Source organism: Pseudomonas mandelii, assembly GCF_900106065.1.
In the GTDB taxonomy this organism is placed as follows: Bacteria; Pseudomonadota; Gammaproteobacteria; order Pseudomonadales; family Pseudomonadaceae; genus Aquipseudomonas; species Aquipseudomonas mandelii.
In genome coordinates this window covers 6,164,024-6,189,158 of record NZ_LT629796.1, presented here as the reverse complement: position 1 = coordinate 6,189,158, position 25,135 = coordinate 6,164,024, and the positions used below count along the sequence as shown (strand labels likewise).

Sequence of the window (25,135 nt, the reverse complement as noted above, 5' to 3'; positions counted from 1 at the left end):
TGGGGCGTTAAGGAGAGATGCTCGATGACTGCTGAAAAACCGACAGAGCTGAACTACAACCCTCATATGCCACTTTCACAGGCGCTACTGCTGCCGCGCATCGCGATTGAAAGCGTCATGCCGACCCTGGATGGCGGGCAGTTCGCGGCCAAGGCCGTGGTGGGCCAGGACGTGGTGGTGACCAGCAAAGTGTTCGCCGACGGCCACGACAAACTGGCCGTGCGCATACGCTGGCGTGCCGACGGCGACGAGGCCTGGCAGAGCGAGGTCATGACCGAACTCGGCAATAACGGCTGGGAAGGGCAGTTCCGCGTTGAGGATCAAGGCCGCTACGTCTTTTGTATCGAAGCCTGGATCGATCAGTACGCCAGCTTTCTATACGAGATCGAGAAGAAACACATTGCCGGCGTGCCCATCAGCCTGGAGTTGCAGGAAGGGCGCAATCAGGTGAAACAGGCGGCCGAGCGCTCGGAAGGGCCGCTGAGCGAAGACCTGGCGGCGTTGCACCATGAATTGTCCGGGTTGCTCGAAGCCGAGCAAGTCACGTTGTTTCTGCACCAACGCAGTGCGGACCTGATGGCTCAGGCCGATCACCGTGCCTACTTGAGCCTCAGTCCTGAATTTCCGCTGGACGTCGAGCGCGAGCTCGCCCAGTTCGCCAGCTGGTATGAGTTGTTTCCGCGCTCGATCACCGACGATCCAAACCGTCACGGCACGTTCAACGACGTGCATGCTCGGTTGGCGATGATTCAGGACATGGGTTTCGACGTGCTGTATTTCCCGCCCATTCATCCAATCGGTCGCAGCTTCCGCAAAGGCCCGAACAATTCACTGAGCGCCGGCCCCGACGATCCGGGCAGCCCGTATGCCATCGGCAGCGAAGAGGGCGGGCACGAGGCGATTCACTCCGAGCTCGGCACGCGCGAAGACTTTCGTCGACTGGTGGCGGCGGCGGCGGATTACGGACTGGAAATTGCCCTCGATTTCGCGATCCAGTGTTCCCAGGATCACCCGTGGCTCAAACAGCACCCGGGCTGGTTCAACTGGCGCCCGGACGGCACGATCAAATACGCCGAGAACCCGCCGAAAAAGTACCAGGACATCGTCAACGTCGATTTCTATGCCAGCGATGCAATTCCCAGCCTGTGGGTCGAGCTGCGGGACATTGTGGTCGGTTGGGTCGAAGAGGGCGTGAAGATCTTTCGTGTCGACAACCCTCACACCAAGCCGCTGCCGTTCTGGCAATGGCTGATCGCCGATGTGCGGGCGTTGTATCCCGAGGTGATCTTCCTGGCGGAGGCCTTTACCACGCCGGCGATGATGGCGCGGCTGGGCAAGGTCGGTTACTCCCAGAGTTACACCTACTTCACCTGGCGCAATACCAAGCGGGAACTGGCGACCTATTTCACCGAACTCAACGAGTCGCCATGGCGCGAATGCTACCGGCCGAATTTCTTCGTCAACACGCCGGACATCAACCCCGCGTTTCTGCATGAATCCGGACGCGCCGGCTTTCTCATCCGCGCAGCTCTGGCGACCATGGGCTCCGGTTTGTGGGGCATGTATTCGGGCTTCGAACTCTGTGAAGCCGCGCCGGTGCCGGGCAAGGAGGAATACCTCAATTCCGAGAAATACGAGATCCGCCCACGGGACTTTACCGCGCCGGGCAACATCATCGCCGAGATCGCCCAGCTCAACCGCATCCGCCGGCAAAACCCGGCACTGCACACGCACCTGGGCCTGAAGGTCTACAACGCGTGGAACGACAACATTCTGTACTTCGGCAAACGCAGCGCGGATGGCAGCAACTTCATTCTGGTGGCCGTCAGCCTCGATCCGCATAACGTCCAGGAAGCGAATTTTGAATTGCCGCTGTGGGAAATGGGCTTGCCCGATGACGCCAGCACTCAGGGTGAAGACTTGATGAGCGGCCATCGCTGGACCTGGTACGGCAAGTATCAGTTCATGCGAATCGACCCGGCGCATCAACCGTTCGGTATCTGGCGAATCACAACTTCTTGAAGACCCCCAGATTTGCGATGGGATGAGCTTTTGTGGCGAGGGAGCTTGCTCCCGCTGGGGCGCGCAGCGGCCCTATTTTTTCAGGGTCAACTGATTTACAGGTTTTGCGACTGCTTCGCAGCCGAGCGGGAGCAAGCTCCCTCGCCACAGGTAGGCGTTCGGCTCAGGGGCTGCACTGAATTCAACAGGAGTTTCAAATGGCGAAGAAACCCAAGGCAGCCACCTTTATCAAGGACCCGCTCTGGTACAAGGATGCGGTGATCTACCAGGTTCACGTTAAGTCTTTTTTCGACTCAAACAACGACGGGATCGGCGACTTTCCCGGCCTTATCGCCAAACTCGATTACATTGCCGACCTCGGCGTCAACACCATCTGGCTCTTGCCGTTCTATCCGTCGCCACGGCGCGATGATGGCTACGACATTGCCGAATACCGTGGCGTCCACCCCGATTACGGCACCATGGCCGATGCCAAACGTTTCATCTCCGAGGCCCACAAACGCGGCCTGCGGGTGATTACCGAGCTGGTCATCAACCACACCTCCGACCAGCACGCCTGGTTCCAGCGCGCACGAAAAGCCAAACCCGGTTCGGCGGCGCGGGACTTCTACGTCTGGTCCGACGATGACCACAAATACGACGGCACCCGGATCATCTTTCTCGACACCGAAAAGTCCAACTGGACCTGGGACCCGGTCGCCGGCCAGTACTTCTGGCACCGGTTCTATTCGCACCAGCCAGACCTCAACTTCGACAACCCGCAAGTCATGAAAGCGGTGCTGTCGGTGATGCGCTACTGGCTCGACATGGGCATCGACGGCCTGCGCCTGGACGCGATTCCCTACCTGATCGAGCGCGACGGCACCAACAACGAAAACCTGCCCGAGACCCACGACGTCCTCAAGCAGATCCGTGCCGAGATCGACGCCAACTATCCAGACCGCATGCTTCTGGCCGAGGCCAATCAATGGCCGGAAGACACGCAGCTGTACTTCGGTGACACCGATAAAAAAGGCCTCAACGGTGATGAATGCCACATGGCCTTTCACTTCCCGTTGATGCCGCGCATGTACATGGCGCTGGCTCAGGAAGATCGTTTCCCGATCACCGACATCCTGCGCCAGACCCCGGAGATCCCGGCCAACTGTCAGTGGGCGATTTTCCTGCGCAACCACGATGAGTTGACCCTGGAAATGGTCACCGACAAGGAGCGCGATTACCTGTGGAACTACTACGCGGCCGACCGTCGGGCGCGGATCAACCTCGGTATTCGCCGCCGCCTCGCACCGTTGATGGAACGGGATCGCCGTCGGGTGGAACTGCTCAACAGTCTGCTGCTGTCGATGCCGGGCACACCGACGATGTATTACGGCGATGAAATCGGCATGGGCGACAACATCTACCTCGGCGACCGTGATGGTGTGCGTACGCCGATGCAGTGGTCGATCGACCGCAACGGCGGTTTTTCCCGCGCCGACCCGGCGAGCCTGGTACTGCCGCCGATCATGGACCCGCAATACGGTTACCTGTCGGTCAATGTCGAGACCCAGGCCGGCGACCCGCATTCGCTGCTGAACTGGACCCGACGCATGCTCGCCGTGCGCAAACAGTCCAAGGCCTTCGGGCGTGGCACGCTGAAAATGCTCTCGCCGAGCAACCGGCGAATTCTGGCCTACACCCGTGAATACGACGGGCCGGACGGCAAATGCGAAATCATCCTGTGTGTGGCCAACGTATCGCGCAGTGCGCAAGCGGCGGAGCTGGACCTGTCGGCTTACGCCGGTATGGTGCCGGTGGAGATGCTCGGGGGTAACGCCTTCCCGCCGATCGGCCAGTTGAATTTCCTCCTGACGCTGGCGCCTTACGGCTTTTATTGGTTTGGACTTGCTGCGGAGAATCAAATGCCCAGCTGGCACGTAGAACCGGCGCAAAGCCTGCCGGACTTCACCACCCTGGTGTTGAAAAAACGCATGGAAGAACTGCTCGAAGCGCCGTCACGCGGCACGCTGGAGCAGGGCATCTTGCCGAACTGGCTGCAAAACCGTCGCTGGTTCGCCGGCAAGGACGCGGCCATCGAGAAAGTCAACCTGGTCTATGGCGTGCGCTTCGGCGATGCGCAGCATCCGGTGCTTTTGAGTGAAATCGAAGTCACCAGCGGCGGCCAGACCAGCCGTTACCAGTTGCCGTTCGGCTTCATTGCCGATGATCAGGTCGGGCCGGCGCTGCCGCAGCAATTGGCGCTGTCTCGAGTGCGACGTGGCCCTCAGGTGGGGTTGATCACCGATGCGTTCAGCCTGGAAAACTTCATCCGCGCGGTGCTGCGAGGCATGCAGGAAAACACCGTGTTGCCTTCCGATGGCGGCGAGATCCGTTTCGAACCGACCGAGGAGCTGGCCAAACTGGGCCTGACGGCCGAATCCGAAGTGCGATACCTGTCGGCCGAGCAGTCCAACAGTTCGGTGGTGATCGGCAGCAGCCTGGTGCTGAAGCTGATCCGCAAGGTCGCCTCGGGCGTGCACCCGGAACTGGAAATGAGCGCCTATCTGACCAACGCCGGTTTTAGCAACATCTCACCGCTGCTGGGGTCGGTGGTTCGCCGCGACGCCAAGGGCGAGGACAATCTGCTGATGATTGCCCAAGGCTATTTGAGCAATCAGGGCGATGCCTGGGAATGGACCCAGAACAACCTCGAACGGGCACTGCGCGACGAACTGGCCGACGCCATGTCCGAGCAGGAGCAGCACTACAACGCACTGGGTGAGCTCAAAGACTTCGCCGGCATGCTCGGCCAACGGCTGGGTGAGATGCACCAGGTGCTGGCGGCCCCGACCGATGACCCGGACTTCGCCCCGCAGGTCACCACGCAAAAAGAGGCCCTGGCCTCGGCCAAGGACGTCGCGGCGCAACTGGAGCACTCGCTGAAGTTGCTCAAACAGCATCAAAGCGAACTGAACCCGGCGGACAAAGCGCTGGTCACTCGTTTACTGGACAACAAAAAAGCCATCCTCAGTCATGTCCAGGACCTGGGCGAAAAAGCCGTCGGTGGTTTGCGCATTCGCGTCCACGGCGACTTGCACCTGGGTCAGGTGCTGGTGATCAAGGGCGACGCCTTCTTGATCGACTTCGAAGGCGAGCCGGCACGGCCGCTGAGCGAGCGACGCGGCAAGCACAGCCCGTACAAAGATGTCAGTGGCGTGTTGCGCTCCTTCGATTACGCCGCGGCGATGGCGATCAACGTGCATAACGTCGACAACACCGCCGAAGCCCGAGCGGCACGGCAACGGGTAGCCGACCGTTATTTGAATGAAGCAAAACAGGCATTTGTCGACGCTTATCGGCTGGCGGCAGCTAGTCTTGCTCATGCGTGGCAAGATCCGGAAGGCGAGGACGCCGCGTTGGCGTTGTTCGGGCTGGAGAAGGCGGCGTATGAGGTGGCTTATGAGGCTGAAAATCGCCCCACGTGGTTGCCGGTGCCATTGCACGGTTTGTATGGATTATTGAGTGGGCTTAAACCCTTTTCCGAGCTTGGTGGAGAGTAGTCATGAGTTTCTCGAACAAGGAACAGGGTCACGCTAAAGAAGCGTTGCTGCCCAGATCGCGGGATATCGACGCGCTGGTACGCGCCGAACATCACGACCCTTTTGCAATTCTCGGCCCCCACGGCGATGACGCCGGCGGACAATTCATTCGAGCGTATCTGCCAGACGCGCTGAGCGTGCAGGTACTGGCCAGGGACTCCGGGGAAGAACTCGGCAACCTTGAAGCCACTCAGACGCCGGGCCTGTTTGTCGGGCACTTCGATCGGGCGCAGCCGTATCTTTTGCGCACCCGTTGGGCCGGTGGCGAACAGGTTTCCGAGGACCCTTACAGCTTTGGCCCATTACTCGGCGAAATGGACTTGTACCTGTTCGCCGAAGGCAATCATCGCGACCTCAGCGCCTGCCTCGGCGCGCAGTTGAAGACGGTGGACGGCGTCGACGGCGTGCGTTTCGCCGTGTGGGCGCCGAATGCCAAACGGGTGTCGGTGGTTGGTGACTTCAACAACTGGGACGGTCGTCGGCACCCGATGCGTTTGCGCCATCCCACCGGGGTCTGGGAAGTGTTCATCCCGCGTTTGCAGGCAGGGGAAACCTACAAATATGAAATCCTCGGCGCCCACGGGATTCTGCCGCTCAAGGCTGACCCGATGGCATTGGCCACCTCGCTGCCGCCGGATACCGCGTCCAAAGTCGCCTCACCGTTGAACATCGACTGGCAGGATCAGGCGTGGATGGAGTCTCGTGGCGAGCGTCATCTGCCGAGTGCGCCGCTGTCTATCTACGAGTTGCACGCCGGCTCGTGGCAATGCGAGCTGGACGATCTGGGTGAAGTGGCGCGCCAATACACCTGGCACGAACTGGGCGAGCGGCTGATTCCTTATGTGAAGGAACTGGGCTTCACCCACATCGAGCTGATGCCGATCATGGAACACCCGTTCGGCGGTTCCTGGGGTTACCAGTTGCTGTCGCAATTCGCCCCGAGCGCCCGTTATGGTTCGCCGGATGACTTCGCCGCCTTCGTCAACGCCTGTCACCAGGCTGACATCGGCGTGATCCTCGATTGGGTGCCGGCGCATTTCCCCACCGATACCCACGGCCTGGCGCAATTCGATGGCACCGCGTTGTACGAATACGGCAATCCGCAGGAAGGTTTCCATCAGGACTGGGACACGCTGATCTATAACCTGGGCCGCACCGAAGTGCACGGCTACATGCTGGCCTCGGCGCTGCACTGGCTCAAGCATTTCCACGTCGATGGCCTGCGGGTCGATGCCGTGGCGTCGATGCTCTATCGCGATTACTCGCGCAAGGCCGGGGAATGGGTGCCAAACCGTCACGGCGGGCGCGAGAACCTCGAAGCCATCGACTTCCTGCGCCACCTCAACGACGTGGTCAACATCGAAGCGCCCGGTGCGCTGGTGATTGCCGAGGAGTCCACCGCGTGGCCGGGTGTCAGCCAGAGCACGCAACAGGGCGGGCTGGGCTTTGACTACAAATGGAACATGGGCTGGATGCACGATTCACTGCATTACATCCAACAGGATCCGGTGTACCGCGCCCATCACCACAACGAGCTGAGTTTCGGCCTGGTGTATGCCTGGTCCGAGCGTTTCATCCTGCCGATCTCCCACGATGAAGTGGTGCACGGCAAGCACTCGCTGATCGACAAGATGCCCGGAGACCGCTGGCAGAAGTTTGCCAACTTGCGGGCCTATTTAAGCTTCATGTGGGCGCACCCGGGCAAGAAACTGCTGTTCATGGGTTGCGAGTTCGGCCAGTGGCGCGAGTGGAATCACGATCAGCAACTGGATTGGTACCTGCTGCAATACTCCGAACACAAGGGTGTGCAGAAACTCGTCGGCGACCTCAATCGGCTGTACCGCGAAGAGCCGGCGATGCATGACCAGGATGACGCGCCGCAAGGCTTCCAGTGGTTGATCGGCGATGATGCGATCAACAGCGTTTACGCGTTCCTGCGTTGGAGCAAGGAAGGGCGGCCGGTGTTGGTGGTGGCGAATTTCACACCGGTGCCGCGTCAGGCCTATCGCATCGGCGTACCGTTCGCCGGGCGCTGGGGCGAGGTGATCAACAGCGACGCGGCGATGTATGCCGGGTCCAATTATGGCAACAGCGGCGGGGCGTTTACCGAGGAAGAGCCGAGCCATGGCCAGAACATTTCACTGGTGTTGAATCTGCCACCGTTGGCGGTGTTGATCCTGAGTCCTGAGGGTTGATCCAGTACGGGGTCTCTCCCATCGCGAGCAGGCTCGCTGCGACATGATCGTTCCCCACGCTCCGCGTGGGAATGCAGCCCCGGGACGCTTGGCGTCCCTGCGATGTGACGCAGAGCGCCACTGGAGGCATTCCCACACGGAGCGTGGGAACGATCACTTCACCACCGCATCCGCACACCCAGACTCCCGATCAACCCATTCAAATCATTTTCATCCACATCACTGCTGTAATCGGCGCTGACGTAGAAACTCACCGCGGGCGTGACTCTGGCCACCAGCCCCAACCCCACTTCGACCGTCGATGAGTTGCGGCTGCTGCTGATCTTGTCGACCTGATCGAGGGACACGGTGTTGCCGGTGTACACGGTGTGCCACAAGTTGGTCCGCACATAGGGTTCGACCCCCAGGCCGTTGATGTCGTAACTACCTTTCAACCTTGCGCCGACCCGGCCGCTCCAGGACGTCAGGTCGCTGGACGATGCATTACTTGAACCGGCATAAGGCGTATCCAGTGTGATGCGCTGATTGATCAACTGCGCTTGCGGTTCGACTACCCAGTTTTCGCTGACCCCAATCGGAAATCCGCCTTCCACCGACAACGTCACCGCGCTGCCTTCGGTTGCTATCCGTGCGCCTTGGTCGTTACGGCTGTAACCGGCGACCCGTCCACCACTGGCCGACAGATCCACGTGCCAGCCTTGTGGCCCGGTCAGACTCCAGTAGGCGCCGAGGCTCTGGCCTTGAAGGTTGAGGGTGTCGGTCTCGGGGGCGGCGAGGGCGCGACTGGTCAACAGGCCGCTGCTGTTGCCTTGTAACTGCGTCATCCCGCCGATCAGTCCGACCCGTTGGGTATGGCCGCTACCGCTTTGCAGGGTCAGGATCGCCGGGCCTTTGAATTCGGTGCTGCCAGGGCTGGAAAACCCTTGGGTCATTACATCGGTCTGTGCTTGTCGCGATGCCTGTCCGTACAACTGGTCCCAGGTCGAAGGCGCGGCATCTTCGATGGTCAGGCGAGAACTTCGTGTATCGGAGGCGGCGCTGAAATGGCCGGGGTAGGGGGCGGTGATGTGTATCGTGGGCAAGGTCATTGCCGGAACATCCTGGCGATACCAGGGGGCGGTTTCATCCTCTGCGTGGCCGGCTTGCACCTCCATGGACGAACACAGCAGCAGAGAACTCGAGACAGTGCAAAAAGTGATTTTGATCTCTTGTTGGGTGAATGAAGTTTTCATGGGGGTCTACCTTGCAATCGCATGCCGTATCTCGCTTTGGCGTCTCTCCTACCCCGAATGAGGGGCGACCGAATGGATTGAGGCAAGCCGCTGGCCGCCCGATTTCGCGGGTGTCTGGAGGTTTGCCCCTGGTGGATTTCCGGGGGTAGTAACGTGAAGCTAAGAAGACCCTTGACAATGCGTCAAGAAAATGGCCGATAGGCGGTAATGGAATTTTAGTGCTCGCAAGTGACTGATTTTTGCCGCGCATCTAAGTACTTGTTTGTTCGAAAAATCGTCAAAAAACCCTCGGGCCAGAGCCTTTGGATAGTGGGCTACCGGTCTGTCCGGACGGTGTTCAGGGCCTGCTGGCCCGACGATGTCCATGTCTCGATTCTGTCAGTAATGCTGCGCTGAAATGAACGCAAGGGAATCGCTGTCCTCACATCGGTTTGTCTGTCTGGCGAACAGGACTGGCCGCAACTAGGCTGAACATTCAGCCACAAGGTTTCGGGCGGCAGCCCGGCGCAGGGACAGGAGCAAAATCGATGAAAACCCAACCCAGTGTTTTCTGCCTGATGTTTCCCCTGCTCCTTGCCCCAGGGGCTCGCGCCGAAGAGGCACCGGCGGCGGACGCCACCCCGATCATCAATCCGCAGGTGGTCGATAAGCTGATCGATATGGGCAACTACCTGCGCAGCCTGTCGAAGTTTCAGGTAGATGCCGAAGTGACCCTGGATACCGTCCTGGAGACCGGGCAGAAGATCAAGTCCGAGGCTTCCACTACCCTGAAAGTGCTGGGGCATGACCGAATGTACGCCCGGACAGAAGGCGATGTCCGAACGCGAGAGTTCTTCTATAACGGCAAGAAACTGACCCAGTACTCACCGTACCTCAAGTACTACACCACGGTGGATGCCCCACCCAGGGTGTCCGAAACCCTGCACATGATCGAAAACCATTACGGGATCCAGATCCCCATGGAAGACTTGTTTCTGTTTGGCAGCGATCAGGCCCAGATCGATGCACTCAAGGAAGCCCTGTACGTGGGACCGTCGACGATCAAGGGCCAACTCTGTGATCACTTGGCCTTTCGGCAGGAGGGCGTCGACTGGCAATTGTGGATCACACGGTCCGAGAAGCCACTGCCGTGCAAACTGGTGATTACCACCACCGATGAGCAAAGCTTTCCGGAATACAGCGCGGTGTATCACTGGAACCTGAAGCCTGGCCTCCAGGAGTCGATGTTCACCTTCAAACCGGCCAAGGGTGATGTGGCGATTGCGCTGAAGAAAGCCGCTGATCAGGGAGGGGAATGACATGAACCGGTCGATGTCGTGGAGCCTGTTTGTATCGCTAGCCACTGCCGCAGTGCTGACTGTCGGCCTGATCGCCGAAGCGGATGCCCGGCCACGGGGTCAGGGGCAGGCAAGGGCGTCAGTCAACCGTGCGCCAGCCCCCAATGCCCAGCGGGCGCAGCGGATCAATACCCCGCCGCGCGCGAGCAACGTCAATGCGGGCAATCGGGTGAACTCAGGCAACCGGGTCAATGCCGGGAACACTGTCGGCAACCGTACCAACATCAACAACAGCACTCGTAACGTCAACATCAACAACAATCGCGACGTCGACATTGATGTCGACGGGCATGGCCGCTATGGCTACGACGATCACTATCATCCGATCGCCACGGCGGCGGCCGTGACCGCGACGGTCGCGGTGACAGCAGCGGTGGTTGGCTCGATCCTGACGCCGGCACAAATGCCCACCAGTTGCGTGCAGGTCATGCAATACAACACGGTGTACATGCAGTGCGGTTCGACCTGGTACCAGCCGCAGTATCAGGGCAGCAATGTGACCTATGTTGTGGTCAACGCACCTTGATGCATTGATCGCTCAGAGGTGCACTTCCACCGCCAACGGCAAGTGATCCGACAGGTGCGTCCAGGGTTTATTGCCGAGAATTCGCGGGTTGTGGCTGCTGGCGTTGCGCAGGTAGACCCGGTCCAGGCGCAGCAGCGGAAAGCGCGCCGGGTAGGTTTTCGCCGGGCGGCCATTGTGGCGTTCGAAGGCTTCGTGCAGGTAATTGCGACGGGAGAGGGCGGCGTTGCCTTGCAACTGCCAGTCGTTGAAGTCGCCGGCGATGATGACCGGCGCATCGTCGGGCAGGGATTCGAGCAGTAGGCAGAGCAGTTGCAGCTGCAACTGGCGATGACTTTCCAGCAAGCTCAAGTGCACGCAGATCGCATGGACTTCCGCGTGCCCCGGCACGTCCAGTACACAGTGCAGCAAGCCGCGGCGTTCGGGGCCGGTGATCGAGACATCGAGATTGCGGTGTTCGCGAATCGGGTATTTCGATAGCAGCGCGTTGCCATGATGGCCGTTGGGGTAAACGGCGTTGCGACCGTAGGCGAAATCGCTCCACATGCTGTCGGCCAGGAACTCGTATTGCGAGGTCTGCGGCCAGTCGTTGTAACGGGAGGAATGCCGATCGTGCTCGCCGACCACTTCCTGCAGGAATACAAGATCGGCCGACGTACTGCGCACCGCTTCTCGCAGCTCCGGAAGGATGAATCGCCGATTGAGGGCGGTAAACCCTTTGTGGGTGTTGACCGTCAGCACCCTCAATCGATGAATCGCCGGGGGCGAGTCCAAGGGCACTGATTCAACGGCTCGCTGCTCGGAATCGCTAGTCACGTTCACTCCTCTGAATCTGGGCTGCTTATGCATGCGACTGATGCAGCGGCGGGCAGTTCAGTTTGAGCGACACCCATTCCATGTGGGAGCGAGCCTGCTCGCGATAGCGGAGTGACATCCAGCATTGATGTCGACTGCCCCAACGATATCGCGAGCAGGCTCTCTCCCGCAGGGATGGGTTGGATGGGGAATTGGGTCAGACAAAGACAACTTCATAGGGCAAACGCATGCGCTCCAGTATCACCCGGGGCAGCAGTGGCGCGATGCCGATGGCCGGTTCGCCGTCGAGCTGGCTGGCGTAGGCGTGGGTGGCGTGGCTTTTGCGCGCGACGGTCCAGGTGTCGAGGCGTACTTTGCGCGCACGATGCCAGGGAAAGAGTCCTTGATCTCGGGTCGGCCAGTGCCAGGCCCAGACCGGCAGTTCGTTGATCGTCGCGCCGACCATGCTCGCCGCATTGGCGCTGGCGCGGCCGACGGCGTCATGATCGCAGGTGCCGTCTTCGCGCCAGGTAGTGAACACCACATCGCCGGGGCGCAAATAACGGGCGATGAATTGGGTCAATTGGGTTTCATGCTTGGCCAGGGCGTTGTCGGTAAAGCCGCCGCGAATCCACTTCAGGCTGTGCATCGGTAAACCGAGCCGGCGCAAGGCTTCGACGCTTTCCTGGCCGCGAAACACACTCAGGCGTTTCTCTGACCACTGTTGCGAGCCCGGATGGCTGGCGCTGCCATCGGTAATCGAGATCAATTGCAGGGGATGACCCAACGAGGATAGGAGCTGAAGCAAGCCTCCACACATGACCACTTCATCGCCAGGATGCGGCGCAATGACCACGGCACGCGCGCCAGTGGGGACCAGGGTCTCGGTGTTGATGACGGGGATGTTGTCCAGTTGCCGGGCGCTGTTCCAGACCTGTCCCGGCAAGCTGCTTTCGATGAGGGAAACGGGTTTCATCGGGCTACGTCCTTGTTCTGTTTGAGAGCAATGTGCAGCGCTCCATACCCTGGATTGCCGCGAGGAGAGTATTGCTCAAGTCTCGCTATTCGTCGCGTGGTGCTGGCATCTGAGACGGTATTTTTTAACCAGGCTGTACCAGGTCTCGCAAATAATCGCCGAAACCACCGCGTGCGCGACTGTCCAGCCGAGCACTGGTCAGCACTTGCGGGCGATGGCTCCAGGCTATGTTTGCGCCACAGCGTTCGAGTTGTCGCACCAGTTGCACATCTTCGTCACAGGCCAGCGGTTCGAAACCGCCGGCGCGCTGATAGGCGTCAGCACTGATGCCCAGATTGGCTCCATGAATGTGCCGATGACCTTCGCGGGCCTGATAGTGCTGGTGATAGCGAATCTGAGCCGACTCATCGAACGCCTCGTGCCACGCCTCCACCGTAACCGTGCCGCACACCGCATCGACGTCGAGGGCCAGTTGCGCCACCAGCCAATCGTGCGCCACACGGCTGTCGGCATCGGAACAGGAAATCCAGCGAGCCCCGCGCTCCAGCAGAAACCGTGCGCCGGCGGCGCGGGCCTGACCGACGTTGCGTGCCTCGATCGCCAGACTGTGCACCGGATAGGCGCTGACGATCTCCGAGGACCGGTCGGTGCAACTGTCGAGCACCACCAGCACCTCGACGGTTTCACCGCCCAGCCGCTCGTGTTGCGCGGCGAGCAGGGCCGCCTCAAGGCAGTCTTCGAGCAAGTCTTCTTCGTTATGCGCGGGGATCAGAATGCCGATCATCGCAAGCCCTCCAGAGCCGCCACGGAGCGTGGTTCACGACTCCAGAGTTCCAGTAGAAAATCCGCTTCCTGATGCAGGGCCAGTCGCGGCAAATGCAAATGTTCGTGGAGCAAGTCATGGACTTGCCGGGCGTTCAACGGACAGCCGTCGATGGGCGGGCGCCAGTGGCAGGCCAGCAGTTGGCCGTCGGCGGTCAGCGATTGTGCGGCCTGTTCGATTAGGCGTTTCAGATCATCGGCGTCGAGGTAGTAGCCGATCTCGCTGAGCACGATCAGGTCGAATTTCTCGTCCGGCCAATCGGCAGGCAAGCGGCTGTGGCGGACTTCGGCGTGGTCGAACGGGCCGAGTCGGGTGCGAGCCAGCGTCACGGCTGCGGGGGCGGTGTCGCAACACAGCAGACGATCGCAGCGGCTGGCCAGCTCAAAGCTCAACTCGCCGTTGGCGCAGCCGGGCTCAAAGATCGCCCGGTAGTGAGGGCGGGGCAGTGCGGCGAGGGTGATTGCGCGTTTGCGCTGTTCATACCAGCGCTGACGGAACGACCAGGGATCATCGTTGCCGGCAAACAGACCGTCGAAATAGCGGTCGTCGACGCTCATACAAACACCACTTCGAACGGTTGCAGCAGCCGTTCCAGCACATAGGGCGCCAGCACGGGCGGCAAGCCGATGTGCGGGTCACCCTCCAACTGGCTGGCAAAGGCGTGGATCGCGTGGCGTTTGCGCGCGACCAGGTGCGGGGCCAGGAGAATTTTTCGCGCCCGGTGCCACGGCACGAAACTGTCTTCAGGTGTCGCCCAGTGCCAGGTCCATACGGGCAATTCATAGACGGTCGCACCCGCTCGTCTTGCCGCTGTGGCGCTGGCCCGGCCCACGGCTTCGTGGTCGCAATGGCCGTCCTCGCGCCACGTGGTGAATACCACGTCGTTGGGGTGCAAGTGACGTTCGATGAACTCGCTCAGCTCGCTTTCTCGATCAGCGACCTGGCTGTCCTTGAATCCACCGCGCAGCCATTTCAGGCTGTGCAGGGGCACACCGAGACGTCGCAAGGCTTCGACCGATTCCTGTGGCCGCACCGCGCTCAGGCGCTCCACCGGCCAGCGCTCGGAGCCGGGATGGCTGGCGCTGCCATCGGTGACCGAGATCAGTTGCAAAGGCCGACCGGCGGCGGCGAGCAATTGCAGGAAACCGCCGCAGCCCAGCACTTCGTCATCCGGGTGCGGGGCGATGATCACTGCGCGGGCACCTTCCGGCACCAGGCTCAGGATATCGATCACCGGTAACTGCGCCAGGTGGCTGGAGGTCTGCCACCGATGAAGCGGCGTGCCCTGGCCGACGATAGGATTGGTTTTCATAACGTCCATGTTCCGGTAATGACGGTTTGGCCGAGGGCGGCGAGGTCCCGTTCGGCGTGGCTTTGGCGCAGGAACACCGGCAGGTCGGCGATCAATCGGGCGAACTGCCGATCCCTACAGTAGGGACCCGCGCCGAGGGCGTGGCCGACATGCAACATGACCTGTTCGGCGGTGTGTTCCACCACCGCACGGGCGCGCCGGGCCAGCAATTCGGCGTCGTCCAGCGGGGCGGCGTCGATCATCAGTGCACTGACCCGCAAGACCTCGGCGGCGGCATGCAGCGCACTGTCGACGGCACCGAGGTGAGCGAGGGCGTGGGGTTCTTCATGGTGCGCGCAATGGCTGCGCAGGCGTTCGGCAATGCTTTGCGCCGCGCCGTACCAGCAGGCGGCAATGCCGATGCCGCCCTGCCAAAAACCGGGCCGATTCAGGTAATCGCCGGGTGAACCGATGGCTTGGCCCTCGGCGCCTTCGAACAGCACTTCGACGCTGCCGGAGGCGCCCATGCCGACCGCTTGCCAGCCTTGATCGGTCACGGTCACGCCGGGTTGATCCAGCGCCACCGCGACCAATTGCTGGCAGTCCTGTTGATCCCAGGCAGTGAGCAGCGCATGACTCAACACCTCCGCGCCCGAACACCAGGCCTTGCGCCCGTTCAACTCGACCATGTGTCCCTGCGGACGGACGCGCACCCGGGCGTTTGGCGGTTCAGCGGCCCACATCCCCCACGTGCTGCCCGGTGTCGGCGAGCCGCCGAGTTGCTGGATGATTGCCAGCGCATCGGTATGGCCTTCGTACAACTTGCACAACCCCAGGTCATGCCCGCCGACCTCGGCCAACCGCTGGAATCGCTCCAGTGTCTGGCCACTGCCGGGCAGCGGAAGCTGATCAAGCCCGGCCTCCACCAACGCCCGCAGGCACCGGCCTAGCGCCTGAGTATCGGCGTAGTCCGGTGGCTGGCGAGTGAGAAACGCTTGAAGGTCCATTTCACTCTTCTTCCTCATGCTGCAATTCGAACAGCAGCAGCGAACGACCGGTGACGGAGTACTCGTGACCGAACTCGAAGCGTTCCTGCCCGCGAATCGACGGTTGATTGGTGTCGACCATGCACGTCCAGTGATAGCCGTCCGGCACTTCCGGCAAGGTGAAGTTGACGATGTCGTGGTGCGCGTTGACCACCAGCAACAGGGTTGCGTTACCGCCCTTGCGGCGGATACCGGTTTCCTGGGCGCGGCCGTCCATCAACATGCCGAGGCAGCGGCCGTGCGGTTCTTCCCACTGCTCGGTGGACATTTCACTGCCATCCGGGGCGAGCCAGGTCACGTCCTTGACGCCGATGTCCTCGTTGTAATTGCCCACCAGGAAGCGTCCGCGACGCAGGATCGGATAGGCCAGGCGCAACTTGATCAGGCGCTTGACGAACTTGAGCAGGGCCTTGCCGTCTTCGCTCAGGTCCCAATTGACCCAGCCGATGTCGCTGTCCTGGCAATAGGCGTTGTTGTTGCCTTCCTGGGTCCGGGCGAACTCGTCGCCGGCCACCAGCATCGGGGTGCCTTGGGACAGCAGCAGCGTGGCGAAGAAATTGCGCATTTGCCGCTGACGCAGTTCATTGATTTCCGGATCGTCAGTCGGGCCTTCGACGCCGTGGTTCCAGGACAGGTTGTTATTGCTGCCGTCCTGATTGTTCTCGTCGTTGGCTTCGTTGTGCTTGTCGTTGTACGACACCAGGTCATTGAGGGTAAAACCGTCATGGGCGGTGATGAAGTTCAACGAGGCATAGGGCCGTCGGCCGCGCTGATTGAACATCTCGCCGGACGCCGTCATGCGGCTGGCGAAGTCGGCCAGTTGGCCGTCATCGCCTTTCCAGAACGCGCGCACGGTGTCGCGGAACTTGTCGTTCCACTCGACCCAGCCCGGCGGAAAACCGCCGACCTGATAACCGCCGGGGCCGCAATCCCATGGCTCGGCGATCATCTTCACCTGGCGCAGCACCGGGTCCTGGCGGCAGGCCACAAGGAAGCTGTGACGTTCGTCGAAGCCTTCATGGTAGCGGCCGAGAATGGTCGCCAGGTCGAAGCGGAAACCGTCCACGTGCATTTCCGTGGCCCAATAGCGCAGGGAGTCGGTGACCATTTGCAGCACGCAAGGGTGACTCAAATCGAGGGTGTTGCCGGTGCCGGAATCGTTGATGTAGTAACGCTTGTCATCAGGCATCAAGCGGTAATACGAGGCGTTGTCGATGCCGCGCATGGACAGGGTAGGGCCTTGTTCGTTGCCCTCGGCGGTGTGGTTGTAGACCACATCGAGGATCACTTCCAGATTGGCTTCGTGCAGGTGCGCGACCATCTCCTTGAACTCGGCGATCTTGCCGCTGGCCAGGTAACGCGGGTCCGGGGCAAAGAAGGCGATGCTGTTGTAGCCCCAGTAATTGGTCATGCCTTTGTGCAGCAGGTGCTGGTCGTTCACGAAAGCGTGGATCGGCAGCAACTCCACCGACGACACCCCGAGCTTGCGAATGTGTTCCAGCACGTCATCGACCATCAACCCGGCGAAGGTGCCACGCACGTTCTCGGGGACCGAAGGGTGGCGCATGCTGATGCCGCGCACATGGGTTTCATAAATGATCGTCTTGTCCCACGGCACGCTGACGCGATGGTCGTTGCCCCAGGTGTGAGCCGGGTCGATCACCTTGCACTTGGGGACAAACGGTGCGCTGTCGCGTTCATCGAAACTCAAATCGGCGTCAGGATGCCCGATGGTGTAGCCGAACAACGCTTCGGACCATTTCAGCTGGCCGACCAGTTGTTTTGCATAGGGGTCGATCAGCAGTTTGTTGTGGTTGAAACGATGACCGTTGGCCGGGTCGTATGGGCCATAGACACGGTAGCCGTAAATCAGCCCTGGGTGGGCGTCGGGCAAATAGCCGTGGTAGATCTCGTCGGTGTATTCCGGCAGTTCGATACGTTCGAGTTCGACCTCGCCGGCATCGTCGAAGATGCACAGTTCGACTTTGGTGGCGTTGGCGGAAAACAAGGCAAAGTTGACCCCCAGACCATCCCAGGTCGCACCCAGCGGGAAGGGCAAGCCTTCACGGATTCGCGAGGCCTCGGCGTGAGGTTCTGGCGCGGCTTTCTTTGGATTGGACATAGATGCTCCTGCAAAAAGGGGATTCTTTGTAGGAGCGAGGCTTGCCCGCGAAGGCGGTGTTTCAGTCACAGTTGAATCGACTGACATGCCGCCTTCGCGGGCAAGCCTCGCTCCTACAGGTTTTTCGTGGGCGAGCAAGCCCACGGTGGCCAGGGGGCTGGCCACGAGGTCAATCAGGACGCGATAGTGAAGCGTCAGACAGCAGGCGGTTTGCGCGCTGCTTTAGGCTTCTTCTCGGCAGCTTTTTCGCCGGGCGGAATTACCTTTGAAGCCGCTGCAGGCTTGGCCTTGGCTTTCGGCTCGGGCACCTTGCCATTGGCTTTGGCCACAGCAGGCTTGGCAACCGTTTTACTGCCGGCAGCCTTGGGCAATTTTTTGGGGGCCAGGGCTTCGGCTTCAGCCAGCTTGCGCGCCATCTCCCAATGCCGGGCGTCCTGGCCCTCAGGCTTACCTTCCGATTCCCAGATTTGATAGGCAAATTCGCGAACGCGTTTATCGTCGGTACTCATCGCAATACTCCTGAACTGAACTCAAGCTTGGGTAAACGTTTGAATAAAGAGATTGACCGGGAAATCCCCCAGCGCGGCGCTGATGTTCAGCTCCCTGTGGTGTGTGACTGCGGTGCTCGAGAAAAGTCCCTTCAGATTTTCCTCGGAGGCGGTGAACGGTAATTTCACCCGTGTATCGCCCCAGCGCAGCGCGTCAACCCAGGGTTCGGCACTGTTTTCCAGCAGCGGGGCGCATCGAATCGGTACGATCACGATGGCCCGTTTTCCCTGATGTTCGCGAGCAAAGGCCAGCACTCGGTGAGCCTGGCTGCCCACGACCTCAAGGGCTTGATACGTCCCTCGTCGAAACAGCTCCGCATGCTCGGCCCGCAGGTTCAATACCTGCTTGATCAGGGTTTGCTTGATGTGCCCGTCACGCCAGTTGGTCAACAGGTCAGGCAGATTCAACGGAACCTGCATCGCCTGTTGGCGGCTCACGTAATCCACCGGCCGGCGGTTGTCCGGGTCCACCAGCGAGAAGTCCCAGTACTCGTTGCCCTGGTAGAGGTCCGGGATCCCCGGCACGGTCATGCGCAGCAAGGTTTGCGCCAACCCGTTGAGGGCGCCGGGGACGGCGATGCTCTTGGCGGCTTTGCTGAGTGCGGTGCACAAGAGCTCGCCTTCAGGGCTGAGCAGCAAGCGTTGCAGGAATTGCTGAACGGCGTTTTCGTAAGCCTCGTTCGGCGCGCTCCAGCTGCTTTGCAATTTGGCTTCGCGCAAGGCTTTTTGTTGCCACTGCCACACCCGTTGAGTGTAGTTCTCCAGCGCCGGTTGATCGTAACCGTGCAAGTCGAGTGGCCAGCTGCCGAGGAGCGCTTGATACAGGATCAATTCATCGCCCGCCGAGGGCATCTGGTCGTCTTCACGCAAGGGCCGGGCAAGAGTCCGCCACAGCGGGACCTGCTCGGCGTACCAGGCGCTGCGTTCACTCAACACCGCCAACCGCGCGCGGGTGTCTTCGCCGCGTTTGTGGTCGTGGGTGGCGGTGGCCAGCAGGTTGTCCGGAAACTGCTCCAGGCGATTGATGCAGACGGCATGGAAATCGGCGACCGGCGCACTGAATTGCTCGGTGCTGAAGCCCACATCATTGCGCGACAGCAGCACCGCTGAGCGATAGAACGCGGTGTCTTCCACAGCCTTGGCTGCGGCGGGTGAAGTCAGTTGCTGGAACCGCACACAGGCATGCTTGAGGATCTTGCGCTGACGACCCACCGGGCGTTTGCGCCACGGCTCACCGCCGAGCCAACCGGCCAGGCAATCGAGCACCGGCCAATCGGCCTCGCCGAGGGTCTGCCGGGCACCGTCCATGGCCTGCTGGAAAAACACATCGTCTTCGGCAGAACGGCCACGCGGGCTGATGTAGGTGCGGTACACCGGGAAATGCACGATCAGTTCCTGCAACGCCCGACGGATCGCGCCCAAGGTCAGGTCGCGGGTCATCAGATCGTCCCGAGCCACTTGCAGCAACGCCTGGGCCACACTCTCGAAATCGCCGGCCAAGGAGCCGTTGAGAATCTGCTGGCGCGCCAATTGCGCTTCCTGGCGGAAGTCGGCGGGCCGTTCGCTGAAGCGATTCCACAGTTCACCCAGAACCTTTTCACCCTCGGGATCGTGCTGCAGCAACGACAACTGGTTCATGAATTCGTAACCGGTGGTGCCGTCCACCGACCAGTCGCGGTGCAGGGTTTCACCTTCACCGAGAATCTTCTCCACGTAAATCGGCAGGTGCCGGTCGGGCGACAGGGTATCGACCCGACGCCGTAGTTTGCGGCAGTAGCCGCGCGGGTCGGCGAGGCCGTCGATGTGGTCGATGCGCAGACCGTCGACCAGCCCTTCAGCCACCAACTCGAAGATTTTCGCGTGGGTCGCTTCGAACACGGCGGGGCGTTCGACCCGTAGGCCGCCCAATTCGTTGACATCGAAAAAACGCCGCCAATTGATGTCATCCGCCGCCGTGCGCCAACTGGCCAGCCGATAGCTTTGGCGTTCGAGCAGGTTGTGCAGGCGCTTAAAACCATCGGGCGTCAGCGAATCGTAGGCACTGAGATTCTGCTGAATGCACTGCAGGATCGCAGGGTCACTGGCCAGTTCGCGCAGCTCTGCCTTCAGCGGTTGCGCCAGGCTGTGCGAGTCGGTCTGGTAGCTCAAAGCACTGAAACGGTCGGCGAGAAACTTGAGTTGCTCGTCGTCGGTTCGCAGCAGTTCACCGTAGCTCGACGGGCAGATCGGGAAATGATGCTCGTAGTGCTCGACATAAAACGCACCGCGTTGTGCATCAAAGCGCAAGGGCAGGGTGCCGTCCTGCAAGGCGACGCCGTAATCGCTGCCGAGGAAAGGCAGCAGCAACTGGCCCTCCATCAGCGGGTCGGGTGAGTGCCATTGAATGTCGAAAAACTCGCCGTAAGGGCTCAGGCGTCCCCATTCCAGCAAGTCCAGCCACCAGGGGTTATCACTACCGCCGACGGCCATGTGGTTGGAGACGATGTCGAGGATCAGCCCCATCTTGTGTTCGCGCAGGGCCGCAACCAGGCGACGCAGGGCCGATTCGCCGCCCAGCTCAGGGTTGACCGTGGTCGGGTCCACCACGTCGTACCCGTGCATTGAACCGGCGCGGGCAGCAAGCAGTGGCGAGGCATAGACGTGGCTGATGCCCAGGCTGGCAAAGTACGGCACCAACGGCACGGCTTGATCCAGCGTGAAGCCTTTATGGAATTGCAGGCGCAACGACGCGCGAAGCGGCAGCGGTTGTATTGACTGATTCATTGGTCACGCTCGCCAGCCTGAAGTCGCGCGCAGGCGAGCAATTCCAGGCGCCGCGAGGCGTCCGGGTCATCGAGCAGCGCTTCACTGCTGCCCGGCAAGCGCCGCGACCAGTTGGGGTGCGTGTCGATGGTGCCGGGCAGGTTGGCCTGTTGTTCGATGCCCAGGGCATCTTCCAGTGGCAGCAACACCAGCGGTGCCCGGGTATGCCCGAGAAAGCGTACTGCCGCGTCCAGTATCTGGTCCGTCTCATGGGATTCTTCGCGGAAGTTCTGCGGGTCCTCGCTCAGCACGCGACGCAGGCCTTCACGCTCGCGCTCACGGTGATGGCGCCATTCGATTTCACCCGTGGCATCGACCAGGCCCAATCGGGCGTTCCAGTCGATGTCACGGCCATGCCACCAGCCATTGAGCGTCGGCAGGTCATGGGTGCTGGTGGTCGCGAGGGCGTTGTCCGGCCAGTCGAGAATCGATTTGAAGTGCGCGTTGTCCTGTTCAAACAGCAGCACGCGCATGCCGAGGATCGAGCGGGCGATGAGTTTTTCCCGCAGACCATCGGCCACCGTCCCCAGGTCTTCGCCCAGTACGATCGCCTGATGGCGATGGGATTCAAGGCTGAGCAGGCGCAGCAGGTCGTCCACCGGGTAATACAGGTAGGCGCCGTCGGCGGGCGGCGAGCCATTGGGGATCACCCACAGCCGTTGCAGGCCCATGACGTGATCAATGCGCAAGCCCCCGGCGTGGGCGAAATTGGCCCGGAGCATTTCGATGAAGGCGCGAAAGCCGTTGCGCACCAGGCCTTCAGGAGAGAATGCGGAAATGCCCCAGCCCTGGCCGGTGCGGTTGAGAATGTCCGGTGGCGCTCCCACCGTCAGTGAGGCGAGCAGTTCGTCCTGGCGACTCCACGCCTGACTGCCACCGCCGTCGGCACCCACCGCCAGATCAGCGATCAGCCCAATGCTCATCCCCGCGCTGCGGGCGGCGGTTTGTGCGCGCTCCAGGCAACGGGTGATCAGCCATTGGCTGAACGCGAAGAAGCCAATGCGACCGGCGTTCTCTTCGGCAAATTCGGCGAGGGCGGCGCTGCGCGGGTCGCGCCATTGTTCCGGCCACTCGCGCCAGTCGAGGGTTTCACCCTTGGCGGCGCGCGCTTCTTGTATGGCTTCGAAGCGGCAGTGGTTTTCCAGTGCCTCACCGGCCGCGTGGCGGAAACTGCTGAAATCGGCATGCAACGGGTGTTCGCCCTGGACGAAGCCTTCATACAAGGCTTGCAGCAAACGATGCTTGGCTTCGGCGGCCACGGGCCAGTCAATCAGCGGCTGTTCTTCCAGGTGTTGCAGTTCGGCAGCGAGGCCGGTGGCGTCTATCGCGGCACGCCACGCGCGCTCGCCGAGAATAGCGCCCGGCGCAGCGTAGAGGCTGTTGAGAAACAACCGGCTGGACGGTGAGTACGGGCTGTAGCGTTGGGTGTCGCTGCCAAACATCGCGTGCAGCGGACTGATCGCCAGCGCCTCGGCACCGCGTTCGCCGGCCACTCGAGCGAGGTCTTCCAGCGCCTGGGTATCGCCGAACCCGCCATCGCCGGCGCGACGCAGCGAGTACAACTGCACGCTGAGGCCCCAGGTGCGCGGGATCGGACTGTCGACGGCATCGCCGACGCTGTAGCAACGCGCTGGTGCCACGGCCAGGGTAAATGATTGTCCGTCGATGCTGACGTGCTGATACCCGACCGGAACCAGGCCGGGCAGTTGGGCCTCGGCGTCCAGTTTCAGGTTGAGTCGTGAGCCATCTTCAAGGTGGATCTCGCACGGCGATTCCGGTTCAAAGAAATGCGCCAGGTCGAGGCTGACGCCGAAATCGGCGGTAATGAGCGGCGGCAGATGCCGGGTCTGTTGCACCTCCTGCAATTGCAGGAGGCTGGCGTCGATTTCCTGTGCGGTGCTGGCCGGGTGGCCGAGTCCGATCAGGACATTGCGCAATACCGAGGGGGCGACTTTCTGCGGGCGGCCGTTGGCGTCGATCCAGTCGACTGCCAAACCGGCACGGCCGGCCAGTATTTCCAATTGCGCATCACTCATTGGCGCTCTCCATCCGGGGGTAGCAAGGGGGCTGCGGCCGTGAGGCTGACTAGCGCGCAATACGGGGCAAGGGTGCCCTGTTCCAACAGGCCGGCTGACTGAGGCGGCGTTTCGAACAACAACCTGGCGTCGGCCTGTGGGGAGTGGACCACTGGCTTGTCGCTGAGGTTCAGGTCAATGCGCAGCTGACGGCCATTGCCCAGTCGCCAGCGCGCTGTCACTGCACCTTCGCCCAACACCTCGGCACCCAGGGCTTGAGCGCCCGGCAGGTGGGGGATGATGTGGTCGTGGCGAATCCGCAGCAGTTGGTGATACAGCCCCTGCATGGCCGATTGCCGGGTGGCGGTCAGTTTTGGCCGCGACGCTTCAAAGGTCTGAGGCGCGTTCGGATCGGGGATCTGTTCGCGTCTATGAGGATCGGCAAAGGCGCTGAAGGCCGCGAATTCATTCCGTCGCCCTTCACGGACCAGCTCCGCCAGTTCACCGTGGTGACTGGTGAAAAACAGGAACGGCTCTTCGGCCGCGAATTCGTCGCCCATGAACATCAGCGGGATCATCGGCGACAGTAGCAACAGCGCGGTCGCCGCTTTCAGGGCTTCGAGGGGAGCCAGTTGATGCAAGCGTTCGCCGAAGGCACGGTTGCCGATCTGGTCATGGTTCTGCAAAAACAGCACGAACGCGCTGGGCGGCAGGTGACCGCTGGGCTCGCCCCGGGTTGTCCCGTGGCGGGTCACGTGGCCCTGAAACACGAAGCCCTGGCTCAGGCAGCGCGCCAGTTTTTCCGTGGGGTTGTCGGCATAGTCGGCGTAGTAGGCGTCGGTTTCACCGGTCAGCAAAACGTGCAAGGCGTTGTGGCCGTCATCGTTCCACTGCGCGTCGAATCCTTCCTCCAGCAGGCTGGCCTGGTTGTGTTCGTTCTCGACCGTCAGCCAGACGTGCCGCGCCGGGTTGGTTTGCTCGCGAACCGTCTGCGCCAGTTCCTGAAGAAAGTCCGGGCTCTCAATGGCGTGCACGGCATCCAGGCGCAGACCATCGAAGCGGTATTCCAGCAACCACATCTGCGCATTGTCGATAAAAAAGTCCCGCACTTCTCGGCGCCGGAAATCGATGGCCGCGCCCCAAGGCGTGTGCTTGTCTTCGCGAAAAAAGCCCTTCGCGTAGTGATGCAGGTAATTGCCGTCCGGGCCGAAGTGGTTGTAGACCACGTCGAGAATCACCGCCAGGCCATGGCCGTGGGCGGTGTCGATCAGGTGTTTAAGTTGTTCGGGAGTGCCATAGGACGATTGGGGCGCGTAGGGCAGAACCCCGTCGTAACCCCAGTTGCGATCGCCGGGGAACTGCGCCAGCGGCATCAGCTCGATCGCGGTGATGCCCAGATCAACGAGGCGCGCCAGGTGCTTCTCGACTTCACTGAAGCCGCCGAGCGCACCGACATGCAATTCGTAGATGACCGCCTCGTTCCAGGGGCGGCCGGTCCAGGCGCTGTTCTGCCACTGGTAGGCGAGTGGATCGACCACCACGCTGTGGTCGCCGATATCGCCGGCCTGCGCGCGGGAGGCCGGGTCCGGCACTTCCAGCTCGCCATCGATGTTGTAGCGGTAACGCGTACCCGCCGTGCAACGGGTCTTGATCACGAACCAGCCATCAGCCTGAGGCAGTAGCGGCAAGGATTGTCCATCTTCCAGTTCGACACTGACGTAAAACGCATCTGGCGCCCACAAGGCAAAACGCGTGTGTTCTGCGTCCAGCATGATTGCGCCGTGGGGCCAGGTCTCAAGGGTCCGTAACGGCATCGTTGAAAACCTCTTT

At 61.3% G+C, this 25,135-nt stretch carries 17 protein-coding genes; 5 read left to right on the top strand and 12 right to left on the bottom strand.

From position 1 onward, the window contains the following. Positions 1–24 precede the first annotated feature (24 nt). From BLU63_RS28615 to glgB, 3 genes are all read left to right on the top strand, one after another. Positions 25–2,022: an alpha-1,4-glucan--maltose-1-phosphate maltosyltransferase gene (locus BLU63_RS28615; RefSeq protein ID WP_077749968.1), complete on the top strand. Its 1,998-nt coding sequence runs from the start codon at positions 25–27 to the stop codon at positions 2,020–2,022. Between the two features lie 197 nt (positions 2,023–2,219). Beyond that, positions 2,220–5,561 (top strand): maltose alpha-D-glucosyltransferase, encoded by a 3,342-nt coding sequence (gene treS, locus BLU63_RS28610; RefSeq protein ID WP_083376850.1) that lies wholly within the window; start codon positions 2,220–2,222, stop codon positions 5,559–5,561. A 2-nt stretch (positions 5,562–5,563) separates the two neighbouring features. Continuing rightward, positions 5,564–7,795, top strand: coding sequence for a 1,4-alpha-glucan branching protein GlgB (glgB, locus tag BLU63_RS28605; protein ID WP_010459929.1), 2,232 nt, complete (start codon positions 5,564–5,566; stop codon positions 7,793–7,795). A 158-nt stretch (positions 7,796–7,953) separates the two neighbouring features. Here the strand turns inward: glgB and BLU63_RS28600 are convergent, their stop codons facing one another. Then, complete coding sequence (locus BLU63_RS28600) at positions 7,954–9,027, bottom strand: autotransporter domain-containing protein (RefSeq protein ID WP_083376849.1); 1,074 nt, start codon at positions 9,025–9,027, stop codon at positions 7,954–7,956. 527 nt (positions 9,028–9,554) lie between these two features. On the opposite strand from BLU63_RS28600, the gene BLU63_RS28595 reads away from it, so the two are divergent. Together BLU63_RS28595 and BLU63_RS28590 are read left to right on the top strand one after the other, a co-directional pair. Then, complete coding sequence (locus BLU63_RS28595; protein WP_083376848.1) at positions 9,555–10,325, top strand: DUF2092 domain-containing protein; 771 nt, start codon at positions 9,555–9,557, stop codon at positions 10,323–10,325. Position 10,326: 1 nt separating this feature from the next. Then, positions 10,327–10,890 carry a hypothetical protein gene (locus BLU63_RS28590; protein ID WP_010459935.1) on the top strand — a complete coding sequence of 188 codons (564 nt, stop codon included), beginning with the start codon at positions 10,327–10,329 and terminating at the stop codon, positions 10,888–10,890. Positions 10,891–10,902: 12 nt separating this feature from the next. Here the strand turns inward: BLU63_RS28590 and BLU63_RS28585 are convergent, their stop codons facing one another. From BLU63_RS28585 to treZ, 11 genes are all read right to left on the bottom strand, one after another. Then, the gene (locus BLU63_RS28585; protein ID WP_010459937.1) at positions 10,903–11,703 is read right to left on the bottom strand and encodes an endonuclease/exonuclease/phosphatase family protein; all 801 of its coding nucleotides are present in this window, start codon (positions 11,701–11,703) and stop codon (positions 10,903–10,905) included. A 196-nt stretch (positions 11,704–11,899) separates the two neighbouring features. Beyond that, a complete protein-coding gene (locus tag BLU63_RS28580) occupies positions 11,900–12,658 on the bottom strand; it encodes a PIG-L deacetylase family protein (RefSeq protein WP_077749963.1) in 759 nt (252 codons plus the stop codon). Between the two features lie 124 nt (positions 12,659–12,782). After that, positions 12,783–13,442: a glycosyltransferase gene (locus BLU63_RS28575; protein WP_010459942.1), complete on the bottom strand. Its 660-nt coding sequence runs from the start codon at positions 13,440–13,442 to the stop codon at positions 12,783–12,785. Further along, positions 13,439–14,038 carry an SAM-dependent methyltransferase gene (locus BLU63_RS28570; protein ID WP_083376847.1) on the bottom strand — a complete coding sequence of 200 codons (600 nt, stop codon included), beginning with the start codon at positions 14,036–14,038 and terminating at the stop codon, positions 13,439–13,441. Before BLU63_RS28570 ends, BLU63_RS28575 begins: the two co-directional genes overlap by 4 nt. Beyond that, on the bottom strand, positions 14,035–14,793 hold the full coding sequence (locus BLU63_RS28565) for a PIG-L deacetylase family protein (RefSeq protein ID WP_010459946.1): 759 nt from the start codon (positions 14,791–14,793) through the stop codon (positions 14,035–14,037). Before BLU63_RS28565 ends, BLU63_RS28570 begins: the two co-directional genes overlap by 4 nt. Next, entirely contained in the window at positions 14,790–15,779 is a 990-nt protein-coding gene (locus BLU63_RS28560) for an acyl-CoA dehydrogenase family protein (RefSeq protein ID WP_083376846.1), read from the bottom strand. The genes BLU63_RS28565 and BLU63_RS28560 overlap by 4 nt, the downstream gene beginning before the upstream one ends. A 1-nt stretch (position 15,780) precedes the next feature. Beyond that, positions 15,781–17,940: a glycogen debranching protein GlgX gene (gene glgX / locus BLU63_RS28555; protein WP_077749961.1), complete on the bottom strand. Its 2,160-nt coding sequence runs from the start codon at positions 17,938–17,940 to the stop codon at positions 15,781–15,783. A gap of 194 nt (positions 17,941–18,134) precedes the next feature. Beyond that, entirely contained in the window at positions 18,135–18,449 is a 315-nt protein-coding gene (locus BLU63_RS28550; RefSeq protein ID WP_083376845.1) for a DUF2934 domain-containing protein, read from the bottom strand. A 21-nt stretch (positions 18,450–18,470) separates the two neighbouring features. Further along, complete coding sequence (locus tag BLU63_RS28545; RefSeq protein ID WP_083376844.1) at positions 18,471–21,251, bottom strand: malto-oligosyltrehalose synthase; 2,781 nt, start codon at positions 21,249–21,251, stop codon at positions 18,471–18,473. Beyond that, positions 21,248–23,326, bottom strand: coding sequence for a 4-alpha-glucanotransferase (gene malQ / locus BLU63_RS28540; RefSeq protein ID WP_010459957.1), 2,079 nt, complete (start codon positions 23,324–23,326; stop codon positions 21,248–21,250). Before malQ ends, BLU63_RS28545 begins: the two co-directional genes overlap by 4 nt. Next, a complete protein-coding gene (gene treZ / locus BLU63_RS28535) occupies positions 23,323–25,119 on the bottom strand; it encodes a malto-oligosyltrehalose trehalohydrolase (RefSeq protein ID WP_083376843.1) in 1,797 nt (598 codons plus the stop codon). The genes malQ and treZ overlap by 4 nt, the downstream gene beginning before the upstream one ends. Positions 25,120–25,135 lie beyond the last annotated feature (16 nt).

Excerpts from the sequence above, each read along its gene's own strand:
- BLU63_RS28580 (WP_077749963.1), bottom strand. The coding sequence starts at position 12,658 with ATGAAACCCGTTTCCCTCATCGAAAGCAGCTTGCCGGGACAGGTCTGG.
- BLU63_RS28615 (WP_077749968.1), top strand. The coding sequence starts at position 25 with ATGACTGCTGAAAAACCGACAGAGCTGAACTACAACCCTCATATGCCA.
- BLU63_RS28550 (WP_083376845.1), bottom strand. The coding sequence starts at position 18,449 with ATGAGTACCGACGATAAACGCGTTCGCGAATTTGCCTATCAAATCTGG.
- malQ (WP_010459957.1), bottom strand. The coding sequence starts at position 23,326 with ATGAGTGATGCGCAATTGGAAATACTGGCCGGCCGTGCCGGTTTGGCA.
- glgB (WP_010459929.1), top strand. The coding sequence starts at position 5,564 with ATGAGTTTCTCGAACAAGGAACAGGGTCACGCTAAAGAAGCGTTGCTG.
- glgX (WP_077749961.1), bottom strand. The coding sequence starts at position 17,940 with ATGTCCAATCCAAAGAAAGCCGCGCCAGAACCTCACGCCGAGGCCTCG.
- treS (WP_083376850.1), top strand. The coding sequence starts at position 2,220 with ATGGCGAAGAAACCCAAGGCAGCCACCTTTATCAAGGACCCGCTCTGG.
- treZ (WP_083376843.1), bottom strand. The coding sequence starts at position 25,119 with ATGCCGTTACGGACCCTTGAGACCTGGCCCCACGGCGCAATCATGCTG.
- BLU63_RS28560 (WP_083376846.1), bottom strand. The coding sequence starts at position 15,779 with ATGGACCTTCAAGCGTTTCTCACTCGCCAGCCACCGGACTACGCCGAT.
- BLU63_RS28570 (WP_083376847.1), bottom strand. The coding sequence starts at position 14,038 with ATGAGCGTCGACGACCGCTATTTCGACGGTCTGTTTGCCGGCAACGAT.
- BLU63_RS28590 (WP_010459935.1), top strand. The coding sequence starts at position 10,327 with ATGAACCGGTCGATGTCGTGGAGCCTGTTTGTATCGCTAGCCACTGCC.
- BLU63_RS28600 (WP_083376849.1), bottom strand. The coding sequence starts at position 9,027 with ATGAAAACTTCATTCACCCAACAAGAGATCAAAATCACTTTTTGCACT.
- BLU63_RS28595 (WP_083376848.1), top strand. The coding sequence starts at position 9,555 with ATGAAAACCCAACCCAGTGTTTTCTGCCTGATGTTTCCCCTGCTCCTT.
- BLU63_RS28545 (WP_083376844.1), bottom strand. The coding sequence starts at position 21,251 with ATGAATCAGTCAATACAACCGCTGCCGCTTCGCGCGTCGTTGCGCCTG.
- BLU63_RS28565 (WP_010459946.1), bottom strand. The coding sequence starts at position 14,793 with ATGAAAACCAATCCTATCGTCGGCCAGGGCACGCCGCTTCATCGGTGG.
- BLU63_RS28575 (WP_010459942.1), bottom strand. The coding sequence starts at position 13,442 with ATGATCGGCATTCTGATCCCCGCGCATAACGAAGAAGACTTGCTCGAA.